The sequence below is a fragment of the Streptomyces sp. NPDC004609 genome (genome assembly GCF_042873655.1).
GTDB lineage: Bacteria > Actinomycetota > Actinomycetes > Streptomycetales > Streptomycetaceae > Streptomyces.
The window spans coordinates 151,014-173,058 of sequence record NZ_JBIALS010000012.1 but is presented as its reverse complement, the minus strand read 5'-3'; the positions used below and the strand labels follow the sequence as shown (position 1 = coordinate 173,058).

The following is a 22,045-nucleotide window of genomic DNA, read 5'->3' as shown; positions in this document are numbered from 1 at the left end:
TATTGCTATGAGGTGGGTGCGGGGCTAGATTCACTCCACCCGGGAGGGCCATCACATCGGGGACATTCAGCCCGAACCCTCGCGCCAGGCGAAGGAGGCGTTCAGATGGAGGGATCGCGACGGACCGGAGGCCGCCGACGCGTGCCGGTCGTCCTCGTGGCCGTGGGCACGCTGGTCGCGGCGCTCACCGCGGGATGCGGCAGCGGAGACGGTGGCGGCGGCAGCGGGAAGGTCCGCCTCACGATCGGCACGTTCAACGACTTCGGCTTCAAGGACCTGTACAAGGAATACATGGCCGAGAACCCCGATGTCACCATCGTGGAGAGGGTGAGCGACTACCAGACGCATCACACACAGCTCGCGACCCGGCTGGCCGCCGGCCGCGGCGCTCCGGACGTGGTGGCCATCGAGGGCGACTTCCTCGGCCAGTTCACCGCCCAGCCGCAGAACTTCAACAATCTCCATGACTTCGGCGCCGACAAGCTGGAGAGCCAGTGGCTGCCGTGGAAGTGGGAGCAGTCCAAGGCCGACGCCAAGACCCAGATCGGGCTCGGCACGGATGTCGGCGGGCTCGCCATCTGCTACCGCAAGGACCTCTTCGAGAAGGCCGGTCTGCCCAGCGACCGCGAGTCGGTCTCCCAGCTCTGGCCCGACTGGGAGAGCTACATCAGGACCGGTGAGCGCTTCATGCAGGCGAAGACCGGGGCGAAGTTCTTCGACAGCGGCGCGCTGATGTTCAACGCGGTGCTCGGACAGGCGCCGAAGGCGTTCTACGACGAGGACGACTCGCTCATCGTCGAGAGCAACCCGGCCGTCAAGCAGTCCTTCGACCTGGCGACGAGGGCGACGGAGGCCGGCCTGTCGGCGAACATCGCCGCCTTCAGCCCCGCCTGGGGCACCGCGTTCCAGCAGGGCACGTTCGCCACGGTCACCTGTCCCGCCTGGGTGACGGCCTTCATCCAGAGCCAGGCGCCCAAGACGTCCGGCCGGTGGGACATCGCGTCGGTGCCCGGCGGCGGCGCGGGCAACTGGGGCGGCTCATGGCTGACCGTACCGAAGCAGTCCAAGAACGCCGAGGAGGCCTACAAGCTGGCGCAGTGGCTGACCGCCCCGGAGCAGGCGATGAAGGTCTTCAAGACGATCGGCAATCTCCCCTCCACACCGAAGCTGTACGAGGACCCGGCCATGACCGGCTTCACCAAGCCGTTCTTCGGCGACGCGCCGATCGGGAAGATCTTCACCGACTCGGCGAAGGCGCTCAAGCCGCAGTACCAGGGCCCCAAGGCCGCCGCCGTACGGCTGGCGATCCAGAACGGCATCCGCCGGGTCGAGCAGGGCAGCGAGACCCCGGAGGAGGCATGGAAGAAGGCTGTGAGCGATGCGAAAAAGGCTGCTGACTAGCGTCACCGCGGCCGAGGCCGGAGCCGGGACCGGGGCGGGGACCCCGGGCCCGGCCCCGGCCGGTGACCTCCCGGCGGGCGCCAAGGGGCCCGACCGGGGATCGCTGCGCCGGCGGCTGGACGAGAAGCTCTCGCCGTATCTCTACATCTCCCCGTTCTTCCTGCTCTTCTTCGGATTCGGCCTGTTCCCCATCGGCTACACCCTCTACGTCTCGCTCCACGAGTGGCAGCTCATCAGCCAGAGCCCTGACGAATGGGTCGGCCTCGGGAACTACACGCGCCTGTTCTCCGACGAGTACTTCTGGAACGCGCTGTTCAACACCGTCTCCATCTGGGTCCTCTCCACGGTCCCGCAGCTGCTGCTCGCGCTCGGCCTCGCGCATCTGCTGAACATCCGGCTGCGTGCCAGGACCGCGTTCCGGATGGGGGTGATCCTGCCCAACGTCGCCTCCGTCGCCGCCGTGGCGATCATCTTCACCCAGCTGTTCGGAAGGGACTTCGGCCTCGTCAACTGGGCGCTGGACCTGATCGGCGTGTCCCCGGTCGACTGGCAGGGCGACCGGGCGGGCTCCCATGTCGCGATCTCGGTCATGGTGATCTGGCGCTGGACCGGGTACAACGCGCTGATCTACCTCGCGGCGATGCAGACCGTACCGCGGGAGCGATACGAGGCGGCACTCACCGAGGGCGCGAGCAGCTTCCAGATGTTCCGTCACATCACCGTTCCGTCGCTGCGGCCCGTGATCATCTTCACCGTGATCGTCTCGACGATCCAGGGGCTCCAGCTCTTCGCCGAGCCGCTGCTGTTCGACCCGACGCCCGGCGGTGTCACCGGCGGCTCGGACCGGCAGTTCCAGACACTCACGATCTACCTGTACGAACAGGGCTTCCGCGAGTTCGACTTCGGCTACGCGGCCACCATCGCCTGGGTCATGTTCCTGATCATCGTCGTGGCGGCGGCCTTCAACTACCTGATCACCCGGCGGATCCGCTCCGGCGACTGACGACGGCGGTGTCCGGTGAACCCGGGAGCGAAGGAACGGAGAGCGATGACCGGCAAGAGCGTACGCAATCCCCCGGCGGGCCGGACTCCCGCGGGCCCGCCGGCACCCGACGGCGCCGAAAGCGGCGGCAGCGGCGCGGGCCCCGGCCCCGGGAGACTCAGGGGTTTCAGGGGCCGCCGGCCGCGCCGCCGTTCACGGTTGCAGCGGCTGCACGAGGCCGGACCGTTCACGTACGCGATGCTGACCGCCGTGGTGCTCGCGTCCGCGTTTCCCCTCTACTGGACCGCCGTCGTCGCCTCCCACGACAACGAGGCCGTCGCCCGCACTCCCCCGCCCCTGGTCCCCGGCGGCAACCTGCTGGAGAACATCCGCCGGGTCTTCACCACCACCGACTTCACGCTCGCGCTCGTCAACTCCTTCCTCGTGGCGAGCGCGATCACCGTCTCGGTGCTGGTCTTCTGCTCGCTCGCCGGCTTCGCCTTCGCCAAGCTGCGGTTCCGCGGCCGCCAGGCGCTGCTGATGACGGTGATCGGCACCATGATGGTCCCCACCCAGCTGGGCATCATCCCGCTCTACATCCTGATGGGGCGCCTCGGCTGGGCCGGGACCCTGCCCGCCGTGATCGTGCCGGGCATGGTCACGGCCTTCGGAGTCTTCTGGATGCGGCAGTTCATCAGCGAGGGCGTCCCGGACGAGCTGATCGCCGCGGCCAGGATGGACGGCTGTCACACCCTCCGCGTCTACTGGCACGTGATCCTGCCGGCGATCCGCCCGGCCGCCGCCGTGCTCGGCGTCTTCACCTTCATGCAGGCGTGGAACGACTTCTTCTGGCCGCTCGTGGTGCTCACCCCGGAGGACCCCACCGTGCAGGTGGCCCTCTCCACCCTGTCGGCCGGCTACTTCCAGGACTATTCGCTGATCCTCGCGGGGACGGCACTCGCGACACTTCCCGTGCTGCTGGTCTTCGCCCTGCTGGGGCGCCAGATCATCGGCGGGATCATGGCAGGGGCGGTCAAGGGATGACGACTCACTACGACTACATCGTCGTCGGCGCGGGCAGCGCGGGCTGTGTTCTCGCGGCCCGGCTGAGCGAGGACCCCGCGCGAAGCGTCCTCCTCCTGGAGGCCGGGCCGCCGGACGACGCCCGGGACATCCGGGTCCCCGCCGCCATGCCGAAGCTGTTCCACAGCCCCTACGACTGGGCCTACTCCACCGTCGCCCAGCGTGCCGCCGCCGGCCGCAGCGTCTACTGGCCCAGCGGCCGGACCCTGGGCGGCACCTCGTCGACGAACGCCATGATCTACGTCCGGGGGAGCCGCGCGGACTTCGACTCCTGGCGCGACACCCACGGGTGCGCGGGCTGGGGTCACGACGAGCTGCTGCCCTACTTCACCAGGGCGGAGGGCATGCTCGGTATCGGCACCCACCGCCACCGCAACCGGCTGACCCGGGCCTGGGTGGCCTCCGCCGAGTCGTACGGGCTGCCCCCCAACGACGGATTCGGCGCGGACCGTCCCGACGGGTCGGGCGCACTGGACGGTGTGGGCTTCTACCGGCTCACCCAACGGCGCGGACGGCGCCGGTCGGCGGCCGACGCCTATCTGCGGCCGGCCGCCGGACGCGCCAATCTCACCGTGACGACCGGGGCGCTGGCGACCCGGATCCTCATCGAGGCGGGGCGGGCGACCGGGGTGCGCTACCGCCGGGACGGCGTCGAGCACGAGGCCCGTACCGGCGGTGAGGTCATCCTCTGCGCGGGCGCGATCCGTTCGCCGCAGCTGCTCATGCTGTCGGGAGTGGGCGACGCGGAGCATCTCGCCGAGCACGGCATCGAGACCGTTGTGCCGTCGCCCGCGGTCGGGGCGGGCCTCCAGGACCATCCGCGGGTCGACCTGGCGTGGCGTACGGCCCGGTCCGCCGGCGGCCGGGGAAGCGAACTGCTGTGGCGGACGCTGGGCCGGGGGCCGCTGACGTCCAACGGCGGCGAGAGCGGCGGTTTTCTGCGCACGAGGGACGGTCTGCCCGCGCCGGATCTCCAGTACCACATCGTCCCCCCGGCACTCGCCGGTCCGGGGGCCGGGGCCGAGGCGGAGCGGGTACTGGTGCTGGTCACCTGCTCCGACGTCCGCAGCCGCGGCCGGATCAGGCTCGCCTCCGGCGACCCGGCCGACGCGCCCGCGATCGATCCGGCCTATCTCAGCGACGGGGCCGATCTGGACACTCTCGCCTCGGGGGTGCGGATCGCGCGGGAGATCGCCGCACGGGAGCCGTTCTCCGGGCTGACGTCCGGGGAGCTGCTGCCCGGACCCCGGGTGAGCAGCGCCGACTGGGAGATACGGGAGTGGATCCGGCACAACGTCGTCACCATGCACCATCCGACGAGCAGTTGCGCGATGGGCGGCGCGGACACGGCCGTCTGCGACCCCGAGCTGAGGGTGCGCGGGATCGCCGGGCTCCGGGTCGCCGACGCCTCGGTCATGCCCGCCGTACCGAGGGGGAACACCAACGCCCCGACGCTCGCGCTCGCCGAGCGGGCCGCCGATCTCATCCGGGGGGCCGGTGCCCGGGGCGCCCTGCCCGCGCCCCCCGCCGTACCCGGGGACGAATGACCGCCCGGCCACCGGCGGACGGCGCCCGGCACCGCACGCCCGCGCCGCCGGCCTTCGGCCGGTCTCCCGAACGTCCGTATCCCGCCCGGCGGCCATGGCCGCCCGCCGCCCGATGATCCACCGCAAGGAGAGATGAACGATGTCCCTGCCCCGCACCCCCGCGATCCTGTTCGTGCTCACCAGCCACGGCGAACTGGGCGAGTCCGGCCGGAAGACCGGATTCTGGCTCTCCGAGGCCGCGCATCCCTGGCAGGTGTTCACGGACGCCGGCTGCCGGGTCGAGTTCGTCTCCGTCCGGGGCGGCCGTCCCCCGGTCGACGGCGGCGATCTCTCCGACCCCGTGCAGCGCGCGTTCCTGGAGGAGATCGACCTCGATGTGATCGCCCGGCTCGACGACGTGGACCCCGGGGACTACGACGCGGTGCTGTACGTCGGGGGCCACGGCGCCATGTGGGACTTCCCGGGCAACCCGGCGCTGGCCCGGATCGGCTCACTGATCCACGCGGCGGGCGGCGTGGTGGCCGCCGTCTGCCACGGTCCGGCGGGGCTGCTGGACCTCACGCGGGCCGACGGGCGGTATCTGCTCGACGGCAGGAACGTCACCTCGTTCACCAACGCGGAGGAGAGGGAGAGCGGTGTCGACGGCCTCGTGCCGTTCTTTCTCCAGGACGCGCTGGCGAAGCGCGGGGCACATCACAGCGACGGAGGCGTCTACCGGGCGCACGTGGTCGTCGACGAGCGGGTCGTCACCGGCCAGAACCCGGCGTCGGCCGCCGGCGTGGCCCGGGCGGTACTGGAGCTGCTGGACCGATGACCCCGTCCCACCCGCCGCCCCGGCCGTCCCGCGGGGCCGGAGGAGACGGCGCCGCCGGGGCGCCGGGCGCACGGTCGACTCCGGCCGGCCCGAATCCACGGACGGCCGCCTGAGCGCCTCGTGCGCCCCTCGATGCACGGCGCGGCATTCCGGTTTCGAAAAGGCCCTCCAGGGGCCACTCAAGGGCCTTCTCGGGGCCCTTCCGCGGAAGTCCACAGCGAGCCTTGCGGCGCCTCCCACCTGGGGTAATGTGAGGGCGGCGCCGCCGGCCGCCTGATCGGTGACCGGGCCGGCCGGGCCATGTCCCGCGCCGCCGTGCCGCCCCCATCCCGTGCCGTCCAGCATCCGTGAGGCCGTCATGCCCGTACCGCGCACCCTGTCCGAACTCCCCTACGCCGGCCATCTGACCCCCTTTCAGGGCTCGCTGGGGCGCGAGAGCGATCTCGACGGAGTGCATCTGGACGGCGAGAGCTTCGACGGCATCGACGCGGGCAGTGTCCGCTTCACCGAGTCGGCGGTCTCGTCGGTCACCTTCACCGGGGGCCGGATGCGGCGCGCGCGCTTCAACGAGGTGTGGATGCACACGGTCCGCTTCGTCGCCACCGATCTGGTGGAGACGACGTGGATGGACACGGAGATCATCGCGGGCTCGCTGGCCGGACTGGAGCTGTTCGGCTCGGAGCTGAACCGGGTGGCGTTCCACAACTGCAAGCTGGACTCGGTCAATCTGCGCGCCGCCACACTGCGGAACGTCTCCTTCACGGACTGTCTGCTGCGCGACGCCGACTTCGCCGGGGCGCGGCTCGACCGTGTCACCTTTCCCGGCTCGACCCTGGAGGAGGTGCGGTTCGCCAAGGCGCGGATGACCGGGGTGGATCTGCGCGCGGCAGCGCGGCTGGGGATCGTCGACGGCGCCGAGTCGCTGCGGGGTGCCACGATCAGCACCCTGCAGATGATGGACTTCGCGCCGGTGTTCGCGCAGTCGCTCGGCATCACGGTGAAGGACCGCTGAGGCACTCGCGCGCGCCGTCGAAGGCGCACCGGGCTCCCCGGAACCCGCTCCGCCGCCCCGTGCGGCGGCACGGGGCGGCGGAGAGGGGCCGCGCGGGGAGTCCGCCGGATCCCGGAGCGGTGTCCCGGGGGGATCCGGCGGGCGGGCTCAGCGGACCGCGATGGTGACCGGGCCCCCGGTCGGGCTGATGCCGCGGACGACGGACCACGGCACACGGAAGACACGGCCGGGCGCCGCGGGCCAGGCCAGGGTCTTCTCGGACACGACCCGGCCTCCCTGGCTGACGCTGACGCGGGGGACGCGGACGAACTCGTCGGTCCACAGCAGCAGCCGGCGGCGCGGCGGGGCCGGGTCCCCGGGACGCAGCAGTCCCGGGGACACCCAGCGCAGCGGGCCTTCGGCGAGCAGCCGGACTCCCGGTACGGGCTCCTTCGGGCCGCCGGTGCCGAGCCAGGACATCACCTGGTCGGCGACGTGCTTTCCGTCCAGGGCCGCGATGTCCGCGGTGTCGACCGGGTGGAGCAGGTTTCCGGCGGCGAAGACGCCCGGCCTGCTGGTCCGCAGGGCGGTGTCGACGAGCGGGCCGAGGGTGCCGGGATCGAGGGCGAGTCCACCGCTGCGGACCAGTTCGTGGTCGGGAATCCAGTCACCGGTGAAGATCACGGTGTCGCACTCGACGGTGCGGCGCGCGCCCGTGTCCAGGTTCTCGATCTCGACGGCCTCCACGCGCGGCCTGCCGATGACACGGACCACCCGGGTGCGGTTGGCGACCGGGACGCGCAGCAGGGCCTTGCCGCCGAGGTTGAAGGCCGCGTACGCCTCGGTCCGCTCGTACTCGCTGACCATCAGGGCGACGGAGCAGCCCGCCTCGCGCAGGGTGACGGCCGCGGACCAGCTGACGAGTTCACCGCCGACGACGACGGCACGGGTGCCGACGCGCTGGTGGTGCAGATGGACGGCGTTCTGGAGCTGGCCCGTCGTGTAGACGCCGGCCGGGCGGTCGCCGGGGATGCGCCGGGCGGTACGGGGCCGTTCCCGCGCGCCGGTGGCGAGGACGATCGCCTTGGGCTCGACGCGGAACCGGCCCTGGGGGCTGGTGACGTCCACGGCGTGGTCGGAGGCCCAGTGGGTGACCATCGCCCCGGTCCTGATGACGGCTCCGGCGCGAGCGGCGTCGGCCGCGAGCCGCCTGGCGTAGGCGGGCCCGGTCATGACCCGGCGCAGATCGCGCAGGCCGTATCCGGTGTGGTCGCTGTGGCGGGGGATGCCTCCGGCTTCCTTCTCGCGCTCCAGGACGAGGACCTCGCCGGTGACGCGGGGGGCCAGGTTCGCGGCCGCGGTGAGCCCGGCGGGACCGCCGCCGATGACGAGTACGTCCGGGGTGAGGGTGGTGGGGGGTGTGCTGGGCGTACTCATCGGCTGGTCACCTCGTGGCACGTCCGGGCGCAGTCGTCGCCGGGCGCGCTGTGGTCGTTCATGAGCTGCTGGACGGCGGAGCCGCAGAAGAAGCCCTGGCAGCGGCCGTTCATGGCGCGCGTGCGGCGGCGGAGTCCTTCCAGCGTACGGGCGGGCAGAGCGGAGTGGCAGGCGTCGCGGATCTCGCCCGCCGTGACCCGCTCGCAGAAGCAGACGATCTCGCCGTACGCGGGGTCGTCGGCGATCCGGGCCGCGTCCTCGTAGGGGCGTACGCCCGCTTCCCCGATGTTGGGCATGCGCGGCGGAGCGGGCAGGTCGTCGCGCTGTTCGAGGACGAGTCCCGCGTCCGCGAGGAGGTCGCGTACGTGCTCGGCGATGGCCATGCCCGCGGTGAGGCCGGTGGAGCGGATGCCGCCGACCAGCAGGTAGCGCTGGTCGGTGTCAGCCTCGATGAGGTAGTCGGGGTGGTCGATCGCGGCCCGCAGTCCGGCGTAGGTCGCGGTGACCTCCTCTTCGAGGAGCCTCGGCATGAGCCGGGCGCCCTTGCTGAGGAGGAACGCGAAGCCGTCCTCGGAGGTGCCGGTCGCGTTGCGGTCGGTGAGGTCCTCCGAGGTGGGCCCGAGCATCACATTGCCGTACACCGTCGGGGAGACGAGGACGCCCTTGCCGCGGGAGGTGGGGACGGGGAGCACGATCTTGTCGACGAGGGGGCGGGTCAGCTTGTCGAAGACGAAGAGTTCGCCGCGCCGGGGGGTGACGGTGAAGCGCTCGTGGCCGAAGAGGGCGTCGACGCGGTCCGCGCCGAGTCCGGCGGCGTTGACGATCCAGCGTCCGCGGACGGGTCCGCCCCCGGTGTGCAGGGTGGTGACGCCGGCGTCGGTGGTGACGCCAGTGACCGGGTGGTCGAGCAGGACGGTGACGCCGCGCTGCCGGGCGTCGGTCGCGAGGGCGAGGTTGGTCGTCCAGGTGCAGATGATGGACTCGCCGGGCACGGTCAGGCCGCCCAGGACGCCCTCTCCGAGGGCGGGGACGAGACGGTAGACCTCGTCCGCGCCGATGAGGGCGCACGAGCGGTAGCCGTTCCGCTCGGCCTTCTCCTTGAGGCCGGGCAGTGCCTGGAGCTCCTCCTCGTTCCAGGCGACGAGGATGGCTCCGGTGTGCTCGACGGGGATGCCGGTGTCGGTCGCGTACCGGGAGAGCAGTTCGTAGCCGCGGGCGACCATGCGGGATTCGAGGGTGCCCGGCTTGGCGTCGAAGCCGGTGTGGAGGATGGCGGTGTTGGCCTTGCTCGTGCCGTCCCCGATGTCACTGCGGGCTTCCACCAGTGCGACGGACACCGCGTTTCCCGCGAGTTCGCGGGCGATCGCCGCGCCGACGATCCCGCCTCCGATCACGACGACGTCGTGCACGGGGGCGGGGTCGTGCCCCGGGGTGTTGCTCATGTCAGATCTCCCTTGCGGACGGTGGCCTCGGCGACCGCCGTCCATGTACTGCGGAACTGCTCCGCCCGGTCCGCCGGCCACCGGGGCTCGTACACGGCGGCGGGCTTCCACTCGCCGACCGCTTCGCGCAGTGTCATCCCCGGGTTCATCGCCAGGCGGGCCAGCGCGGCGGCGCCCAGCGGGGTGGCGTGCGCGGACGGATAGATGTCCACCGGTATCTGCGCCAGATCGGCCTGGGCCTGCATCAGGGTGCGGCTGCGGGTGAGGCCGCCGTCGGCCCGCAGCCGGGTGAGCGGTGCCCCGAGGTCCCTCTCGACCAGCTCGCACAGGGTGGCGACCTGGGCGGCGATGCCCTGGAGGACGGCGAGCACCAGGTGCCCGGGGCCGGTGGAGAGGGTCATCCCGGTGAAGGTGGCGGTCGCGTCGGGCCGCCACCAGGGGGCCGCGAGGCCCGCCAGCGCGGGTACGCACAGGGTCCCGTCGGACTCCTTGGCCGCCACGGTGTCCAGATCGCCGGCGGAGCGGATGAAGCCCAGGTCGCGGATCCAGCGGACCGCGGAGGCGGCCGTGTAGACCTGTCCGTCGACGCAGTAGGGCGTACTGCCCCCGGCCCGCCAGGCGACGGAGGACGTCAGCCCGGCGGTGGAGCGGACCGCGGTGGTGCCGGTGTTGGCGAGCAGGAAGGCGCCCGTGCCGAAGGTGCACTTGGCGGCTCCGGCGTCGATGCACCCCTCGGCGAGGAGCGCGGCCTGCTGGTCGACGACGAGTCCCGCGACGGGGATCTCGCCGCCGAAGGCGCGGGTGGTGCCGATGATCTCGTCGCTCGCCACGATCCGGGGCAGCCGCTCGTCACCGAGTCCGAACAGGTCGACGAGCTCGGGGGCCCAGTCGGCGGTGTCGATGTCGGTGAGCAGGGAGCGGCTGGCCGTGGAGGCGTCGGTGACGAACTCTCCGGTGAGGTGGTGCAGCAGCCAGGTGTCCACGGTGGTGACCACGCCCTCGGTGGTCACGTTCCGGCGGAGCCAGGCCATTTTGGGCGCGGAGAAGTACGAGTCCAGTACGAGGCCGGTGCGGGCGGCGACCCAGTCGGCGTGCTCGGCGAGGCCGGCGCAGACGGATTCGGCGCGCCGGTCCTGCCAGACGATGGCCTCGGACAGGGGGGTCCCGGTGGCGGGGTCCCAGGCGAGGACCGTCTCGCCCTGGTTGGCCAGGGCGACGACGTCGATCGGGCGGCCGGCCGCGGCGACGGCCCGGCGGCCGGTGTCGAGCACGGACTCCAGCAGCTGCCGGGGGTCCTGCTCGACGACGCCGCCGTCGCCGTACCGGGGCCGCAGTTCGGCCTCGGCGATGGTGAGGGCCTCGCCGGAGCCGTCCACCACGATCGCCTTGGTGCCGGATGTCCCCTGGTCGATGGCGAGGACGACGGTCATCGGTCGCTCACCTCGCCCGGGGCGGGCAGCGCGGCCTGCTGTGCGGGCACCGCGGCGGCCTGGGGCCCGTCGGCGTCCAGCGCGCGGTCGACGTCGGCCATGTCGGGCATGGTCAGTCCCGAGACCCCGCGCCGTGCGAGGAGGAAGGCGAAGTACACGCCGCCGATGGCGAAGAGCACCAGGACGTACATCCACGGGTCGCGGAACGACGCGTCGCGGAAGATGAGGAGCTCGTACACGAGCCACACCGAGGCGACGACGATCACCGGGATCTCCCAGCGGCCCAGCGAGAAGCCCTGGGTCGGCGGCAGCGACTTGCGCTTGACGATGTACATCAGGACCGTGCCCGCGTAGATGATGGCGGGCAGCAGCGTGGCCGCGGAGAAGAGGGAGAACAGCGCGTCGGTCGACATGGCGAAGCTCGCCAGGACCACCTGGGCGACGAGGAAGATGAAGAGCGTCGCGTTCAGGGGGGTGCCGCGGCCGGGGTGGATCTTGCGCAGGGCCCGCCAGCCGGGGAAGCGCTCGTCGCGGGACATCGCCCACACCAGTCGCGTGCCGCTCATGGTGATGACCAGACCGCACGAGAAGATCGAGACGACGACCAGGACGAGCAGGGCCTTGCCGACTCCCGAGCCGAGGACGGCGGTGATCACGGTGGCGACGGGGGTGCTGGACGCGGCCAGTTCGGCGGGGTTCTCGATCAGCGCGGTGATGGCGATCAGGAAGAGGAATCCGAGGACACCGAGGGACAGCACGGCCTGGACCATGGCCTTGGGAATGACCCGGGCGGGGTCGCGGGTCTCCTCCGCGAGGTTGGCCGCGGATTCGAATCCGACGATCGTGAACGCGCCGAGCAGGAAGGCCATGGCGAAGGGGCCGACCTCGGCGGCGGAGCCCAGGCTGTAGTAGCCGCTGTCCGCGACGGGGGCGGTCTCGAACAGCGTGGAGAAGTCGAGCTTTCCGGTGGCGGCGCCGACTCCGAACAGCAGCACGGTCAGGGTGATCATGCCGACGAGCTGAATGGTCACGGCGGTCTTGTTGACCGAGTGCGTCAGCTGGGTGGACATCGCCACGAGTACGGCCTGCGCGAGGATCACGACCGCGGTGATGGCCCAGGCGTTTTCCTGGGTGCCCTGGTACTGGAGGAGCTCCGGCAGGATCGTCGAGGCGATGGTGTAGTCGACGGCCACCACGACCACGCCGAGGAAGGAGAAGGAGATCCAGCCCATGATCCAGCCCCACACCGGGTTCACCAGGCGGGACACCCACTGGTAGGCGTATCCGCTGATGGGGATGCGGGCGGCGAGGGCGCCGAAGACGAGCGCGATGGAGAGCTGGCCTACGACGGCGATCGGCCAGGCGAAGATTCCGCGGGGCCCGGAGCTGTTGAGCACCGATCCGTAGGTGGTGAAGATTCCGGTGGCGATCGAGACAAAACCGAAAGCCATCGCGAAAGACGCGTACCGCGTGAGTTCGCGCTTCATTTCCTTCGGGGTGCCGGTGCCCTGTTCCTGCGGTCTGGCGCCGCCGGTGTTCACTGACTCATGGGTGGCCATGGGAGCGTTCCTTTCAAAACCCTGCTCAATATAGAGAACAGGAACTCAAGAGGTTGAACCGTGCGAAAGGGATGGTGGCCGCTCAGGCCACCAGCACTTCGCATCCCGTTTCCCGCACGGCCGCGATCAGATCGCTGCCCGCGGACGTGTCGGTGATCACCCCCGTGCAGTCGTCGACCGCGCAGACGCGGTGTGCGGCGACGCGCCCCCATTTGCTGCCGTCGGCGACGACATGGGTGCGGGCGCTGTTGGCGAGGATCTGCTTCTTGGTGGCGATCTCCTCGAAGTGGAAATCGGTCACCCCGGCGGAGGTGTCGATCCCGCCGGAGCCGAGGAAGGCCAGGTCCGGGTAGACCTCGGAGAAGAACCCCACGGTCTGGGGGCCGGAGCAGACGAGGTCCCCGCCCCGCAGCCGTCCGCCGGGCAGCAGCACGGTGGCATGGGGCAGCGCGGAGACGATTCCGGCCACGATCAGTGACGGGGTGGCCACGGTGCCGCGGAAGTCCAGCGGCAGCGCGCGGGCGATCTCGACGGCGGTGGTGCCCACGTCGATGGCCAGGGTCATGCCCGGGCGCACCAGGCTCGCCGCGGCAACGCCGATCGCGGCCTTCGCGGCGGTCTGCGAGGCGGAGCGGTCGGCGTACGGGGCTTCCTCCCCGCCGACGCCCCGGACCACCGCGAGTGACGCGGCCCCGCCGCGCACCCGGCGCAGCGCGCCCTGCTTCTCCATCTGCCCGAGGTCACGGCGGACGGTCTCGGCCGACACGTTCAGCTGATCGGCGAGGTCCTCGGTGCTGATGGTGCCCACGCGGTCCACCACGGCGGAGATGCGGCGGTGGCGTTCTGCGGGAAGCATGACGACTCCTGACTGCGATCGCCCGTAGATGACCGGGCATGACTGGAAGTGTGGATTGATGACCGAAAGTTCGTCAAGTGCTGACGGGAAATTCATATGGTCACAACACGGAAACTCCGGGCGAAGCGAACGTGCCGGGGTCGGGGCGGCCAGGGGGAGGGCGAGCGCGGGCGCGCGGGGGCCGGGGGCACAACGGCCGGACGGTGGGCGCTCGGTTGCCTCAGGAGGCCGCACGGAAGGCCCGGGGCCGTAGCGCCCGGGGCGGGTGTGGCGCGGGAGCGGTGGACGGCTCTTCGGCCCGGGTCCGGACGCCGCTCCACGCCGGGGGCCGTACGCCGGGCAGGGGGCGCGGAGGCGGCCCGGGCCCGCGGACGTGCGGGCCCGCCCCGCGACGGTACGGCCGGTACCGCGACCGGGCGGCCGCGCACTCACCGTCCCGCCGCGGCCGACCGGACCGTGGGCGCCGGCCGTCCGCGCGGTCCGGTGCCGTGCGCCCGGCTCGGGCCGCGGCGCGGGGGCAGCGGGCTCACAGGGGTACCCACGCCACCCGAGGCATCACCGGTGAAACGGTCGGCCCGCCCCGGACAGGGAGCGGCCGGCCTCGTCGCGGCCGGTCCGCGCGGAGCTCCCCTGCCGCGCGTGATCGACGAACGCACTCCACTTCACCAGAGAAAAGCACAGCACGGAACTCTGAGGCCGTTTGGAGTCCCGGACCATGACCCCGTCACCGTTCCGGGCGACTTCGACACATTCGAGGTTCTCACCCGCGCTGAAACTGCTCTTGTGCCATGCCCGCGGCTCGGTCACCCACGCCTCCTCTGCCCCGTATGTGGAAGCCTTGGTTGAGGCGCCTTGTCACGGCAGCACGCGACCTGTCAGGACCAGTTCCGGCACCCCGACCCTCCACCCTGATGAGAGCGATCACGTGCAGGGCATGCCGGCACGTTTCCTCAGAATATCAATCGCTTCCCTGAAAACGAACACAAAGAATTCCGCCATGATCGCGGAATTCCGGGCCGAAGAGGCGTGCAGGAGCCGGGTGTTGTGCTGCGGGCCGCGCTAGGCTGATCGTGGAGACGAGCCTCAAGGGAGGACGATCGATGACCCGTTCGAAGCTCTCGCACTCGCCTCGCACGACAAGCGCGCTGTGGTCCGTGTACGCGTTCGCCGCGGGAACCCTCGCGTTCGGCGCCGGCTACGGAACGGCGCGTATCACCGGTACCGCCGCCGGGTGGCTCACCGCCGTGGCCGTCACGGCGGCAGCGGGCTGGTGGGGGCCTCCTCTTCTCCGGTGGGTCCGGCGGACGTTACCGGGGGACGCCCGGCGCCGGGAGCGGGATCGGGCTCTGCTTCCGTCGGACTGATCTCCCGCCCCGCGCCGGCGGGCGGACCGAGCCACAGACGCAACCGCGCGACGAGCAGGACGCCGACGCTGCAGCCGCCGAGGCCGAACCAGCCGTACGGATTCGGGATCAGCACCGAGAACAGCACGAGGACGAACACGGCCAGCACGGTCGGCGGCACCGTGACGGCCCACAGCAGCGGGGACGTCCGGGACCGCCCCGCACGGCGGAGGATCCGGTCGCGGACGCGGGTGCCGGCACCGGGACGCCTACGCCCCGGCATGCCCGCGCCCCCGCACCCGGCACCGGATCCTCCGCCGGCACCGGCCGGAGCGGGTGTCGCCGCCGGTGAGAGCCCCCGACCTGTCCATCGGTCACCTCGGTGATCAATCGTCAGAAACCGCAGCCATCGGCGCGACTGCGGGCAGCGCCTTGCCTTCGAGGTGGGCTCGCCACCGGCCGGGTGACCCGTGCCGGGTCCGGGGGTTCAGGCCGTCGCGTCCACCGTGCGGGCCGGTCCGATCGTGCCTCGGACCGGCCCGCTAGTCGTCCGGCTCCGCCGTCACCGGCGCCAGATCGCCGCTCCCTTCGCTCAGGCCCGCGGCGATCCGCCGCAGCACCGGTTCCATGTCGTCCCCGACGGCGAGGTCCTCCAGCTCCCAGTAGGCCTCAAGGTACTTTCCCGTCACCTCCGGGGCGTTGCTCGCGTACGACTCGCCGCGCGGATTCTCCAGATACACGGAGTCGGGCATGCCGTCCTCGGAGAACTCGAACAGGGTGAAGGGGCCGCGGAGGCCCTGGTGGGCGCCCACGCTGAACGGCAGGATCCGGATGGTGACCCGGGGGTGGGACGCCAGCTCGGCCAGCCGCTCCAGCTGGGGCCGCATCACTCCCGGCCCACCCACCTGACGGCGGACGACGGACTCGTCGAGGACCATGAAGAGCTCCGGCCCGTCGTCGCCCTCCAGCACTTCCTGACGGGCCAGCCGGGCCTCGACCAGCCGGTCGAGACGCTCGGGCGAGCCGCCTTGCCCCGTCCTGGCGATCAGGGCGCGGATGTACTCCTCGGTCTGGAAGAGGCCGGGGATCACAAAGAAGTGGAAGCCCCTGATGATCGAGGCCGAGGACTCCAGGGCGAGAAAGGACAGGAACTCCTTGCTGAACACGTCCCGGTACTCGCTGAACGGCATCTTCCGGCTGCCGCGGGCCAGTTCGAGCAGGCTCTCGGTCCTGCGGCGGTCCGTCACACCGTACTCGGCCAGCAGTGCCTTCAGATCGTTGACCGTGACCGCGACCTCGCCGGCTTCGATCCTGATCAGCTTCGAGGGGCTCCACTCCATCGTGGTGGCGACCTGACGCTGCGTCAGTCCGGCCTGACTGCGGGCCCTCCTCAGTTCGGTCCGAAGACGCAGGCGCTGCACGGCGGCGCTCGGCGTGCTCACGATCGCCACCTCCCTACTTCGATGGTTCCATGCGCAAGATAGCAGATAGTCATATTACCGAACAGACCTCCCTAGTTGATGGGTCTCGCACAGAAAAATGCCAGGTCATCGCGGGGCCTTGAGAGGGCGTCAGCGCAAGGGGCGAGGTTCCATGTGCGAGCTCGCAGAAAGGCACCTCGCCAAGCACCTGGCGGCGTGCCGCGAGACACCGTAGCGGATCTCGCACCGCGGAAGATCCCATTACGGCAACACCCAAACGGGGGTGGCGACCATGACCCCGGACTCGGGGAACCTCGGTACGGCCGTTGGCGCCGGGATCGATCACGGTCGGTCGGCACGCTGGTCCACTCCGCCGCCGGCCTTCGCCGAACCGGCGCCTGACCGGTCCGGGGGCCGGCCACGGTCCGGCGGTGCCGGTGGAGTCCCCGAGCGATGAGCAGGCGCCTGCGTATGGGGGTTCGCCGGGGAGCCGACGAGACTCGAGCTGGAGTGCCTCTCCCCCTGGACGACGTCGACCGGGACCTGATCGCCCTGCGGCGGACCGAGCACCACCAGCCCGGGTTCGCGCGCCAGATGTGCACGGTCCGGTATGTGGGCCTGCTTCCGGATGACCCGCCCACGGTGCCGAGGCCGGTGGTCGAGCCCCTGGCCGCCGCGGCCCGGGAGCCACGGCGCGACAGATCCCTCAGCCGCAGTACGGCTCGCCTGGCCCACGCCACGGGCCCGCACCGGCCGACGGGAACGGCGCCCGCCAGCCGCCGGAGCCGGAAGCGTCGGGCGCGGGGGCGCAGGGAGCGGGGGCGCAGGGAGCGGCGGCGAGGACCCTTGCCGCCGAAGCCTCGCCCGTGCGGCGGAGTACGGGGAGCCCTCCGAGGCACGGGTCCGGCCGCGCGGCCGGGGGCGGCGCGGACCCAGCCGTAACCCCGGTTCCGTGTCCGTGGTGCGGGACCTGTGGGGTGGCCGTGGGAGACGACGGTTTCCCGCGTGCCCCGGTGGTCACGCGCCCTCATGACAAGCAGGTCACGGCTCCCGCGGGATGCCTGCTCCCCCTCGGCGAGAACCGGGCGCCGGGCGGACCGGCGGACGGCGCCAACTCAGCGGCCCTCCGGGCCCGGCTGCCTCAGCCTGTCCCGGGATCCGGCGGCAGTACGCCGGCCGGGAACTTCTCGACCCCCACGATCCTGCGGGCAGCGAGTGGCTCGATCAGCACACTCACCCGGCGCTCTCCGGGAACCCGCAGCTCGAAGCGCTCGGTCCCCAGATACTTCCGGGCCAGCAGATCGATGTCCCGGTCCGCCCGCTCCCCCTCCACGAAACGCACGGCACGTCCGCGGATCTGCACCCGGTCATAGGGATCCTCCGCGGCCGTGTGGGAGAGATACAGCCGGGAATCCCGGCGCAGATTGTGCTCCTTGACCCGGCCCACGGCCGTGTTGAACAGCAGCAGTCCGCCCTCGGTGCCGAGCCACATCGGACTCACATGCGGCGCGCCGTCGGGGCACACGGTCCCGACGAACCAGAAGTTGGCCCCCTCCACCCGCGCGAGAACCTCCGGACTCAGCACGCTCATACGCCACCCCTCGGAACGACTCCCGGGCTCCCGCCGGGCGACGGCACCGGCCGAGAGCGTGTGACGCCACACACTAGCGACGGAGGGACCGCCACCGGCTGTTTTCGGCTGCTAGGGTGACCGGCGTACCGCATCGCATGGCGGCCTCTCCCACCGTTCCTTCACGGAGGCCCTGTCATGTCTGCTTCTCCTCTGGTGCGCCCCTTCCACCGCGAGGACCGCGATCAGCTCACCGTCCTCGTCAATACACACGCCGCCGCCGTCATCCCCGGTGCGAGTGTCTCGGTCAACACCGTCCTCAGCAGCCTTGAGCGCTGCCCGGAGGAGTATGTGACCGACCCCTGGGTGGCCGAGCGGCTCACCTTCGTGGTCGAGCACGAGCGGCGTATCGTGGCCGCGGCCCATCTGCTGCGTTATCGCAACGACCCGGACGTCGACGACAGCTACCGGGACACCGGCCACATCGCGTGGTTCCTCCACTTCCCCTCGGAGGACACATCCGAGGACGCGTCCCCCGAGGTGCCCGAGCCCGGCGCGGCCCACCCCGGGCAGGCCGCCGATCTGCTGATGTCGGCGTGCCTCGCCCAGCTCACGCGCTGGCACGTACGGGCCCGGCTGACCGACGGACAGCTGCCCGTTCCCGGTCTGGCGGGCGTCCCCGAGCAGTGGCCGCATGTGCGGGTCGCGCTGGAGCGCGCGGGCTTCGTCCACACGGGGCACACCGAGATCATGCTGATCGCCGCGGTCTCCGATCTGCCCTCCCCCGGCCCGGCTCCCCTGCCGGGGCTGACGCTCCACCGCACCCTGGGTGAGCTCGGCACCCGGTTCACCGCGCGTCTCGACGGCCGGCCCGTCGCGTACGTGGAGACCGGCAGCACGCTCGAACGGCCCGAGCGCCATGCGCGCCCCGGTGGCATCGCCGATCTCGCCGATCTCCGGCTGCCCGAGGAACCGCACCCCGGGCTGCTCCCCTGGCTGCTCGGCGAGATCCGCCAGTGGCTGACCCTGAGCGGAGTCGACCGCGTCCTCGCCTACGCCGACGACGAGACCGGAACGGTGGACGAGGTCACCGGGCTGACCGCCTACGGCTTCCGTGAGCTCTCGCGGGCCGCACGCGGCTGGACACACCGGGCCGGATGAATCCGTACGCTGCCGGGCCCGGTGCGGGCCCGGCAGCGGTCGCGGGTCTCCCCCGCTGCCCGGGCCGCGGCCTCCCTCACACCACGGTCTCGGGTCACCCCCGGCCCTGGGCCGTAACGCCGGCGTTCCCGGTTCGTACCGCGGTCCCGGCGGGCCTGGGGCGCCCGCCGGCGGGTGGCGACACGGCCGGCCCGGGCGTGTTCCGGTGCGGGGCTCCGGGCTTCCTTGCGGCCGTGCCGGGTGAGCCCGGGGCGCTGTCCCCCGCGCCTCGAAGACGCGCGCCCACCGGACAACGCCCCAGTCACCGGGCCGGGCAGCGCACACGAAGGCCGGGCGGGGCACGGGATCCGTTTCCTCCGGCCCACCGCGCTCGTTGGCTCCCATGCTTCTCGACATCGCCACCCCTCTCCAGGAGATGACAGATGACGAATTCCGATGCGGACATGGCCGGGGACCCTCTGGCAGAGGCGCAGGAGCGCGTGCAGGTCTGCCGGGAGGCGGGTGACCGGCCGGGGCTCGCCGCGGCGCTGGTGATCCTGTCGGCGCACCTCCAGAACGCGGCCCGGCTCGACGAGGCGACGGCCGCCGCGCAGGAGGGCGTGGGCATCTACCGCGAGCTGGACAACCGGCCGGGTCTCTCCTGGGCACTGGAGAATCTCGCCTCCCGACACGCGGCAGCCGGACACTTCCCCCAAGCCGTCGAAGCGGCACAAGAACGCGTCCACATCAACCGGGACACCGGCAACCGCCCCACACTCGCCTCCGCACTCATCACCCTCTCCGCTTACCTCCAGAACAACAACCAACTCGCCCACGCCATCACCACCGCACAAGAAGGCACACAGACCTACCGCGAACTCAACGACCAACCCGGCCTCTCCTGGGCACTGGAGAATCTCGCCTCCCGACACGCGGCAGCCGGGCGCTTCCCCGAGGCGGTCGAAGCGGCACGGGAACGAGTGGAGATCAGCCGGGAGACCGGGAACCGGAGCGGGCTGGCCCCCGCGCTCGTCGTGCTCGCGGCGTATCTGCAGAACGCCGACCGGCTCGACGAGGCGATCGGCAACGCCCGGGAGTCGATCACCGTCTTCCGCGAGCTGCGCAACCGGCCGGGGCTGGCCTGGGCCCGGCAGAATCTGCGGCGCATCGCCATCGCCCTGGGCTCCCGGCAGCCCTTCGAGGACACGGTGCCCGCCCCGTTCGTACGGGAGGCTCCGGCCCCGGCGCTGGCTCCGGTCGCCACGGTCTCCCGCACCGACGACCACATGGAGGTCTACACGGTCGGTGAGGACGGATACGTGTGGGGCGCGTGGTGGGACGGCGAGTGGCACGAGCGGTTCCGGGTCGGCACCAAGCGGTTTCCGCCGGGCACTCCGCTGGCGACGCTGTCGCGCAACGAGAGCCACATGGAGGTCATGGCCGTCTGGGAGGACGGACACCTCTGGTCGGCCTGGTGGTACGACGGCGAGTGGCACGACTGGTTCCAGGTCAGCGGCCAGGTGTTCCCGCTGAGGGCGCCGCTCGCCACACTGTCCCGCAACGACGACCACATGGAGGTGTACGGGGTCGGCGACGACGGGCTGGTCCGGGGTGCCTGGTGGACCGGCGAGTGGGCCGATCTCACCGTGGGGACCCGGGTGTTCCCGCAGGGCACTCCACTCGCGACGCTGTCGCGCAACGAGAGCCACATGGAGGTCATGGCCGTCTGGGAGGACGGACACCTCTGGTCGGCCTGGTGGTACGACGGCGAGTGGCACGACTGGTTCCAGGTCAACGACACGGTCTTCCCGGAGAAGGCACCCCTCGCCGCACTCTCCCGCAACGACGACCACATGGAGGTGTACGGAGTCGGCGACGACGGCCGGCTGTGGGGAGCGTGGTGGGACGGCGAGTGGCGTGGGCCGTTCACCGTCGGCACCCACACCCTGCCGCGGAACACACCGGTCGCCGCCCTGTCACGGGCCGAGGACTACATGGAGATCTTCGCGGTCGGCGAGGACGAGCGGGCTCGGGGTGCCTGGTGGGACGACGGAGTGTGGAGCGACTGGTACGACCTCGGCACCCGGAGGTTCCCGAAAAGGACGCCCCTGGCCGCGCTGTCGCGCAACGAGGACCATATGGAGGTCTTCGCCGTCGACGGGAACGGACGGCTCGCCACCACCTGGTGGTACGACGGGCCCTGGCACGACTGGTCGGATCTGCCGGTCGCGCTGGTGTCGGTCCCCGACGGCGACATCGTGTTCGGCACCCGCCGTGTCCTGACCCTGGGCCGGCCGATCCAGCAGATCTCCACCGGCGGGATGATGGAACCGCTGGTGTGCACGGAGGCGCAGGTCGTGTGCGGCAGCGACGGAAGCTGGGAGTTCACCGCGCATCTGGACAACCACGAGACCGAGTGCGATGTCTCGTTCGATCTGGAACTGAACCTGGCCGGTACCTCCAGGCCGTTCACCTTCGTTCTCCGGGGCGACCTCAGCGCCGCCGGGGACGGCTACGCCACCAGGGTCGGCTCCCGGATCCAGGGTGTCCCGCCCAGTCGTACGTTCCGGGAGTCCGGCACCTTCGAGCTCCTGCGCGACCCGGACTTCTGGCGGGAGGTGTTCAAGGCGGGGGCGACGTTCACCCTGACACCTCCCGCCTGGAAGTTCTGGCCGGAGAACGCCGACGCCGAGGAGCCGGAGGACGCCGTCACGTCCGGCGCGGGCACGGGCTGAGAGCAAGCGGGGGGCCGTCGCCGGCGGCCCCGGGGTGTATGCCCGCCGAGGTCCCACCGCCCTCGCGGGACCTCGGCGCGCGGGCTCCGGGAGTCGGCACCAGCCCTCCGGGCACGATGAGCACATCCGGGCGAGGGCCGTGTCCCTTCGGGCCGTTCCGAGGACGGCGCGGCGGCCGCCCGGTGTCCGGAAACCTGTGAACCCCGTCGTACGGCTTCGGGGCGCGCGGTTCGGGCATGCCCGGGACCGGAATCCGCCGCGAGGCACTCGCGGGGCGAGGAGCGTCCGCGCGCG

At 71.6% G+C, this 22,045-nt stretch carries 17 protein-coding genes and 1 pseudogene; 9 read left to right on the top strand and 9 right to left on the bottom strand.

Annotated features, from left to right (window positions below):
• The first annotated feature begins 105 nt into the window (after positions 1-105).
• The 6 genes from ACFYT4_RS15045 (at position 106) to ACFYT4_RS15020 (ending at position 6,839) form a co-directional block, all read left to right on the top strand.
• The gene (locus ACFYT4_RS15045; protein ID WP_389268351.1) at positions 106-1,401 is read left to right on the top strand and encodes an ABC transporter substrate-binding protein; all 1,296 of its coding nucleotides are present in this window, start codon (positions 106-108) and stop codon (positions 1,399-1,401) included.
• Positions 1,379-2,404, top strand: coding sequence for a carbohydrate ABC transporter permease (locus tag ACFYT4_RS15040; RefSeq protein ID WP_389268349.1), 1,026 nt, complete (start codon positions 1,379-1,381; stop codon positions 2,402-2,404). The genes ACFYT4_RS15045 and ACFYT4_RS15040 overlap by 23 nt, the downstream gene beginning before the upstream one ends.
• Before the next feature lie 45 nt (positions 2,405-2,449).
• On the top strand, positions 2,450-3,427 hold the full coding sequence (locus ACFYT4_RS15035) for a carbohydrate ABC transporter permease (RefSeq protein WP_389268347.1): 978 nt from the start codon (positions 2,450-2,452) through the stop codon (positions 3,425-3,427).
• On the top strand, positions 3,424-5,013 hold the full coding sequence (locus tag ACFYT4_RS15030; RefSeq protein WP_389268345.1) for a GMC family oxidoreductase: 1,590 nt from the start codon (positions 3,424-3,426) through the stop codon (positions 5,011-5,013). The genes ACFYT4_RS15035 and ACFYT4_RS15030 overlap by 4 nt, the downstream gene beginning before the upstream one ends.
• A 139-nt stretch (positions 5,014-5,152) precedes the next feature.
• Positions 5,153-5,827: a type 1 glutamine amidotransferase domain-containing protein gene (locus ACFYT4_RS15025; RefSeq protein WP_389268343.1), complete on the top strand. Its 675-nt coding sequence runs from the start codon at positions 5,153-5,155 to the stop codon at positions 5,825-5,827.
• Between the two features lie 358 nt (positions 5,828-6,185).
• Entirely contained in the window at positions 6,186-6,839 is a 654-nt protein-coding gene (locus tag ACFYT4_RS15020; RefSeq protein WP_389268341.1) for a pentapeptide repeat-containing protein, read from the top strand.
• Between the two features lie 147 nt (positions 6,840-6,986).
• On the opposite strand, the gene ACFYT4_RS15015 is transcribed toward ACFYT4_RS15020, so the two are convergent.
• From ACFYT4_RS15015 to ACFYT4_RS14980, 8 genes are all read right to left on the bottom strand, one after another.
• On the bottom strand, positions 6,987-8,255 hold the full coding sequence (locus ACFYT4_RS15015) for an NAD(P)/FAD-dependent oxidoreductase (protein ID WP_389268339.1): 1,269 nt from the start codon (positions 8,253-8,255) through the stop codon (positions 6,987-6,989).
• Complete coding sequence (locus tag ACFYT4_RS15010) at positions 8,252-9,697, bottom strand: NAD(P)/FAD-dependent oxidoreductase (protein WP_389268337.1); 1,446 nt, start codon at positions 9,695-9,697, stop codon at positions 8,252-8,254. The genes ACFYT4_RS15015 and ACFYT4_RS15010 overlap by 4 nt, the downstream gene beginning before the upstream one ends.
• Positions 9,694-11,127, bottom strand: a complete 1,434-nt coding sequence (locus ACFYT4_RS15005) for an FGGY family carbohydrate kinase (RefSeq protein WP_389268335.1) — start codon at positions 11,125-11,127, stop codon at positions 9,694-9,696. The genes ACFYT4_RS15010 and ACFYT4_RS15005 overlap by 4 nt, the downstream gene beginning before the upstream one ends.
• Positions 11,124-12,686: an APC family permease gene (locus ACFYT4_RS15000; protein ID WP_389268333.1), complete on the bottom strand. Its 1,563-nt coding sequence runs from the start codon at positions 12,684-12,686 to the stop codon at positions 11,124-11,126. The genes ACFYT4_RS15005 and ACFYT4_RS15000 overlap by 4 nt, the downstream gene beginning before the upstream one ends.
• Before the next feature lie 82 nt (positions 12,687-12,768).
• The gene (locus ACFYT4_RS14995) at positions 12,769-13,542 is read right to left on the bottom strand and encodes a DeoR/GlpR family DNA-binding transcription regulator (RefSeq protein WP_389268331.1); all 774 of its coding nucleotides are present in this window, start codon (positions 13,540-13,542) and stop codon (positions 12,769-12,771) included.
• A gap of 555 nt (positions 13,543-14,097) precedes the next feature.
• Positions 14,098-14,349, bottom strand: a complete 252-nt coding sequence (locus ACFYT4_RS14990; protein ID WP_389268329.1) for a DUF397 domain-containing protein — start codon at positions 14,347-14,349, stop codon at positions 14,098-14,100.
• 444 nt (positions 14,350-14,793) lie between these two features.
• Positions 14,794-15,168, bottom strand: coding sequence for a hypothetical protein (locus ACFYT4_RS14985; RefSeq protein ID WP_389268327.1), 375 nt, complete (start codon positions 15,166-15,168; stop codon positions 14,794-14,796).
• Positions 15,169-15,427: 259 nt separating this feature from the next.
• Entirely contained in the window at positions 15,428-16,327 is a 900-nt protein-coding gene (locus ACFYT4_RS14980; RefSeq protein WP_389268325.1) for a helix-turn-helix domain-containing protein, read from the bottom strand.
• Between the two features lie 410 nt (positions 16,328-16,737).
• Between ACFYT4_RS14980 and ACFYT4_RS14975 the strand changes: the two are divergent.
• A pseudogene (locus ACFYT4_RS14975) lies at positions 16,738-16,981 on the top strand (DUF4158 domain-containing protein); the annotation flags it as partial.
• A gap of 466 nt (positions 16,982-17,447) precedes the next feature.
• Here ACFYT4_RS14975 and ACFYT4_RS14970 read toward each other — a convergent pair.
• Positions 17,448-17,897: a TIGR03618 family F420-dependent PPOX class oxidoreductase gene (locus ACFYT4_RS14970; protein WP_389268323.1), complete on the bottom strand. Its 450-nt coding sequence runs from the start codon at positions 17,895-17,897 to the stop codon at positions 17,448-17,450.
• A 177-nt stretch (positions 17,898-18,074) separates the two neighbouring features.
• Between ACFYT4_RS14970 and ACFYT4_RS14965 the strand changes: the two genes are divergently transcribed.
• Together ACFYT4_RS14965 and ACFYT4_RS14960 are read left to right on the top strand one after the other, a co-directional pair.
• The gene (locus tag ACFYT4_RS14965) at positions 18,075-19,037 is read left to right on the top strand and encodes an N-acetyltransferase (protein ID WP_389268321.1); all 963 of its coding nucleotides are present in this window, start codon (positions 18,075-18,077) and stop codon (positions 19,035-19,037) included.
• A gap of 422 nt (positions 19,038-19,459) precedes the next feature.
• Positions 19,460-21,751, top strand: coding sequence for a hypothetical protein (locus ACFYT4_RS14960; RefSeq protein WP_389268319.1), 2,292 nt, complete (start codon positions 19,460-19,462; stop codon positions 21,749-21,751).
• The last annotated feature ends 294 nt before the right edge of the window (positions 21,752-22,045 follow it).

Excerpts from the sequence above, each read along its gene's own strand:
- ACFYT4_RS14985 (WP_389268327.1), bottom strand. The coding sequence starts at position 15,168 with ATGCCGGGGCGTAGGCGTCCCGGTGCCGGCACCCGCGTCCGCGACCGG.
- ACFYT4_RS14960 (WP_389268319.1), top strand. The coding sequence starts at position 19,460 with ATGACGAATTCCGATGCGGACATGGCCGGGGACCCTCTGGCAGAGGCG.
- ACFYT4_RS15010 (WP_389268337.1), bottom strand. The coding sequence starts at position 9,697 with ATGAGCAACACCCCGGGGCACGACCCCGCCCCCGTGCACGACGTCGTC.
- ACFYT4_RS15000 (WP_389268333.1), bottom strand. The coding sequence starts at position 12,686 with ATGGCCACCCATGAGTCAGTGAACACCGGCGGCGCCAGACCGCAGGAA.
- ACFYT4_RS15005 (WP_389268335.1), bottom strand. The coding sequence starts at position 11,127 with ATGACCGTCGTCCTCGCCATCGACCAGGGGACATCCGGCACCAAGGCG.
- ACFYT4_RS15045 (WP_389268351.1), top strand. The coding sequence starts at position 106 with ATGGAGGGATCGCGACGGACCGGAGGCCGCCGACGCGTGCCGGTCGTC.
- ACFYT4_RS14970 (WP_389268323.1), bottom strand. The coding sequence starts at position 17,897 with ATGAGCGTGCTGAGTCCGGAGGTTCTCGCGCGGGTGGAGGGGGCCAAC.
- ACFYT4_RS15040 (WP_389268349.1), top strand. The coding sequence starts at position 1,379 with ATGCGAAAAAGGCTGCTGACTAGCGTCACCGCGGCCGAGGCCGGAGCC.
- ACFYT4_RS15020 (WP_389268341.1), top strand. The coding sequence starts at position 6,186 with ATGCCCGTACCGCGCACCCTGTCCGAACTCCCCTACGCCGGCCATCTG.
- ACFYT4_RS15035 (WP_389268347.1), top strand. The coding sequence starts at position 2,450 with ATGACCGGCAAGAGCGTACGCAATCCCCCGGCGGGCCGGACTCCCGCG.
- ACFYT4_RS14965 (WP_389268321.1), top strand. The coding sequence starts at position 18,075 with ATGTCTGCTTCTCCTCTGGTGCGCCCCTTCCACCGCGAGGACCGCGAT.
- ACFYT4_RS15025 (WP_389268343.1), top strand. The coding sequence starts at position 5,153 with ATGTCCCTGCCCCGCACCCCCGCGATCCTGTTCGTGCTCACCAGCCAC.
- ACFYT4_RS15030 (WP_389268345.1), top strand. The coding sequence starts at position 3,424 with ATGACGACTCACTACGACTACATCGTCGTCGGCGCGGGCAGCGCGGGC.
- ACFYT4_RS15015 (WP_389268339.1), bottom strand. The coding sequence starts at position 8,255 with ATGAGTACGCCCAGCACACCCCCCACCACCCTCACCCCGGACGTACTC.
- ACFYT4_RS14995 (WP_389268331.1), bottom strand. The coding sequence starts at position 13,542 with ATGCTTCCCGCAGAACGCCACCGCCGCATCTCCGCCGTGGTGGACCGC.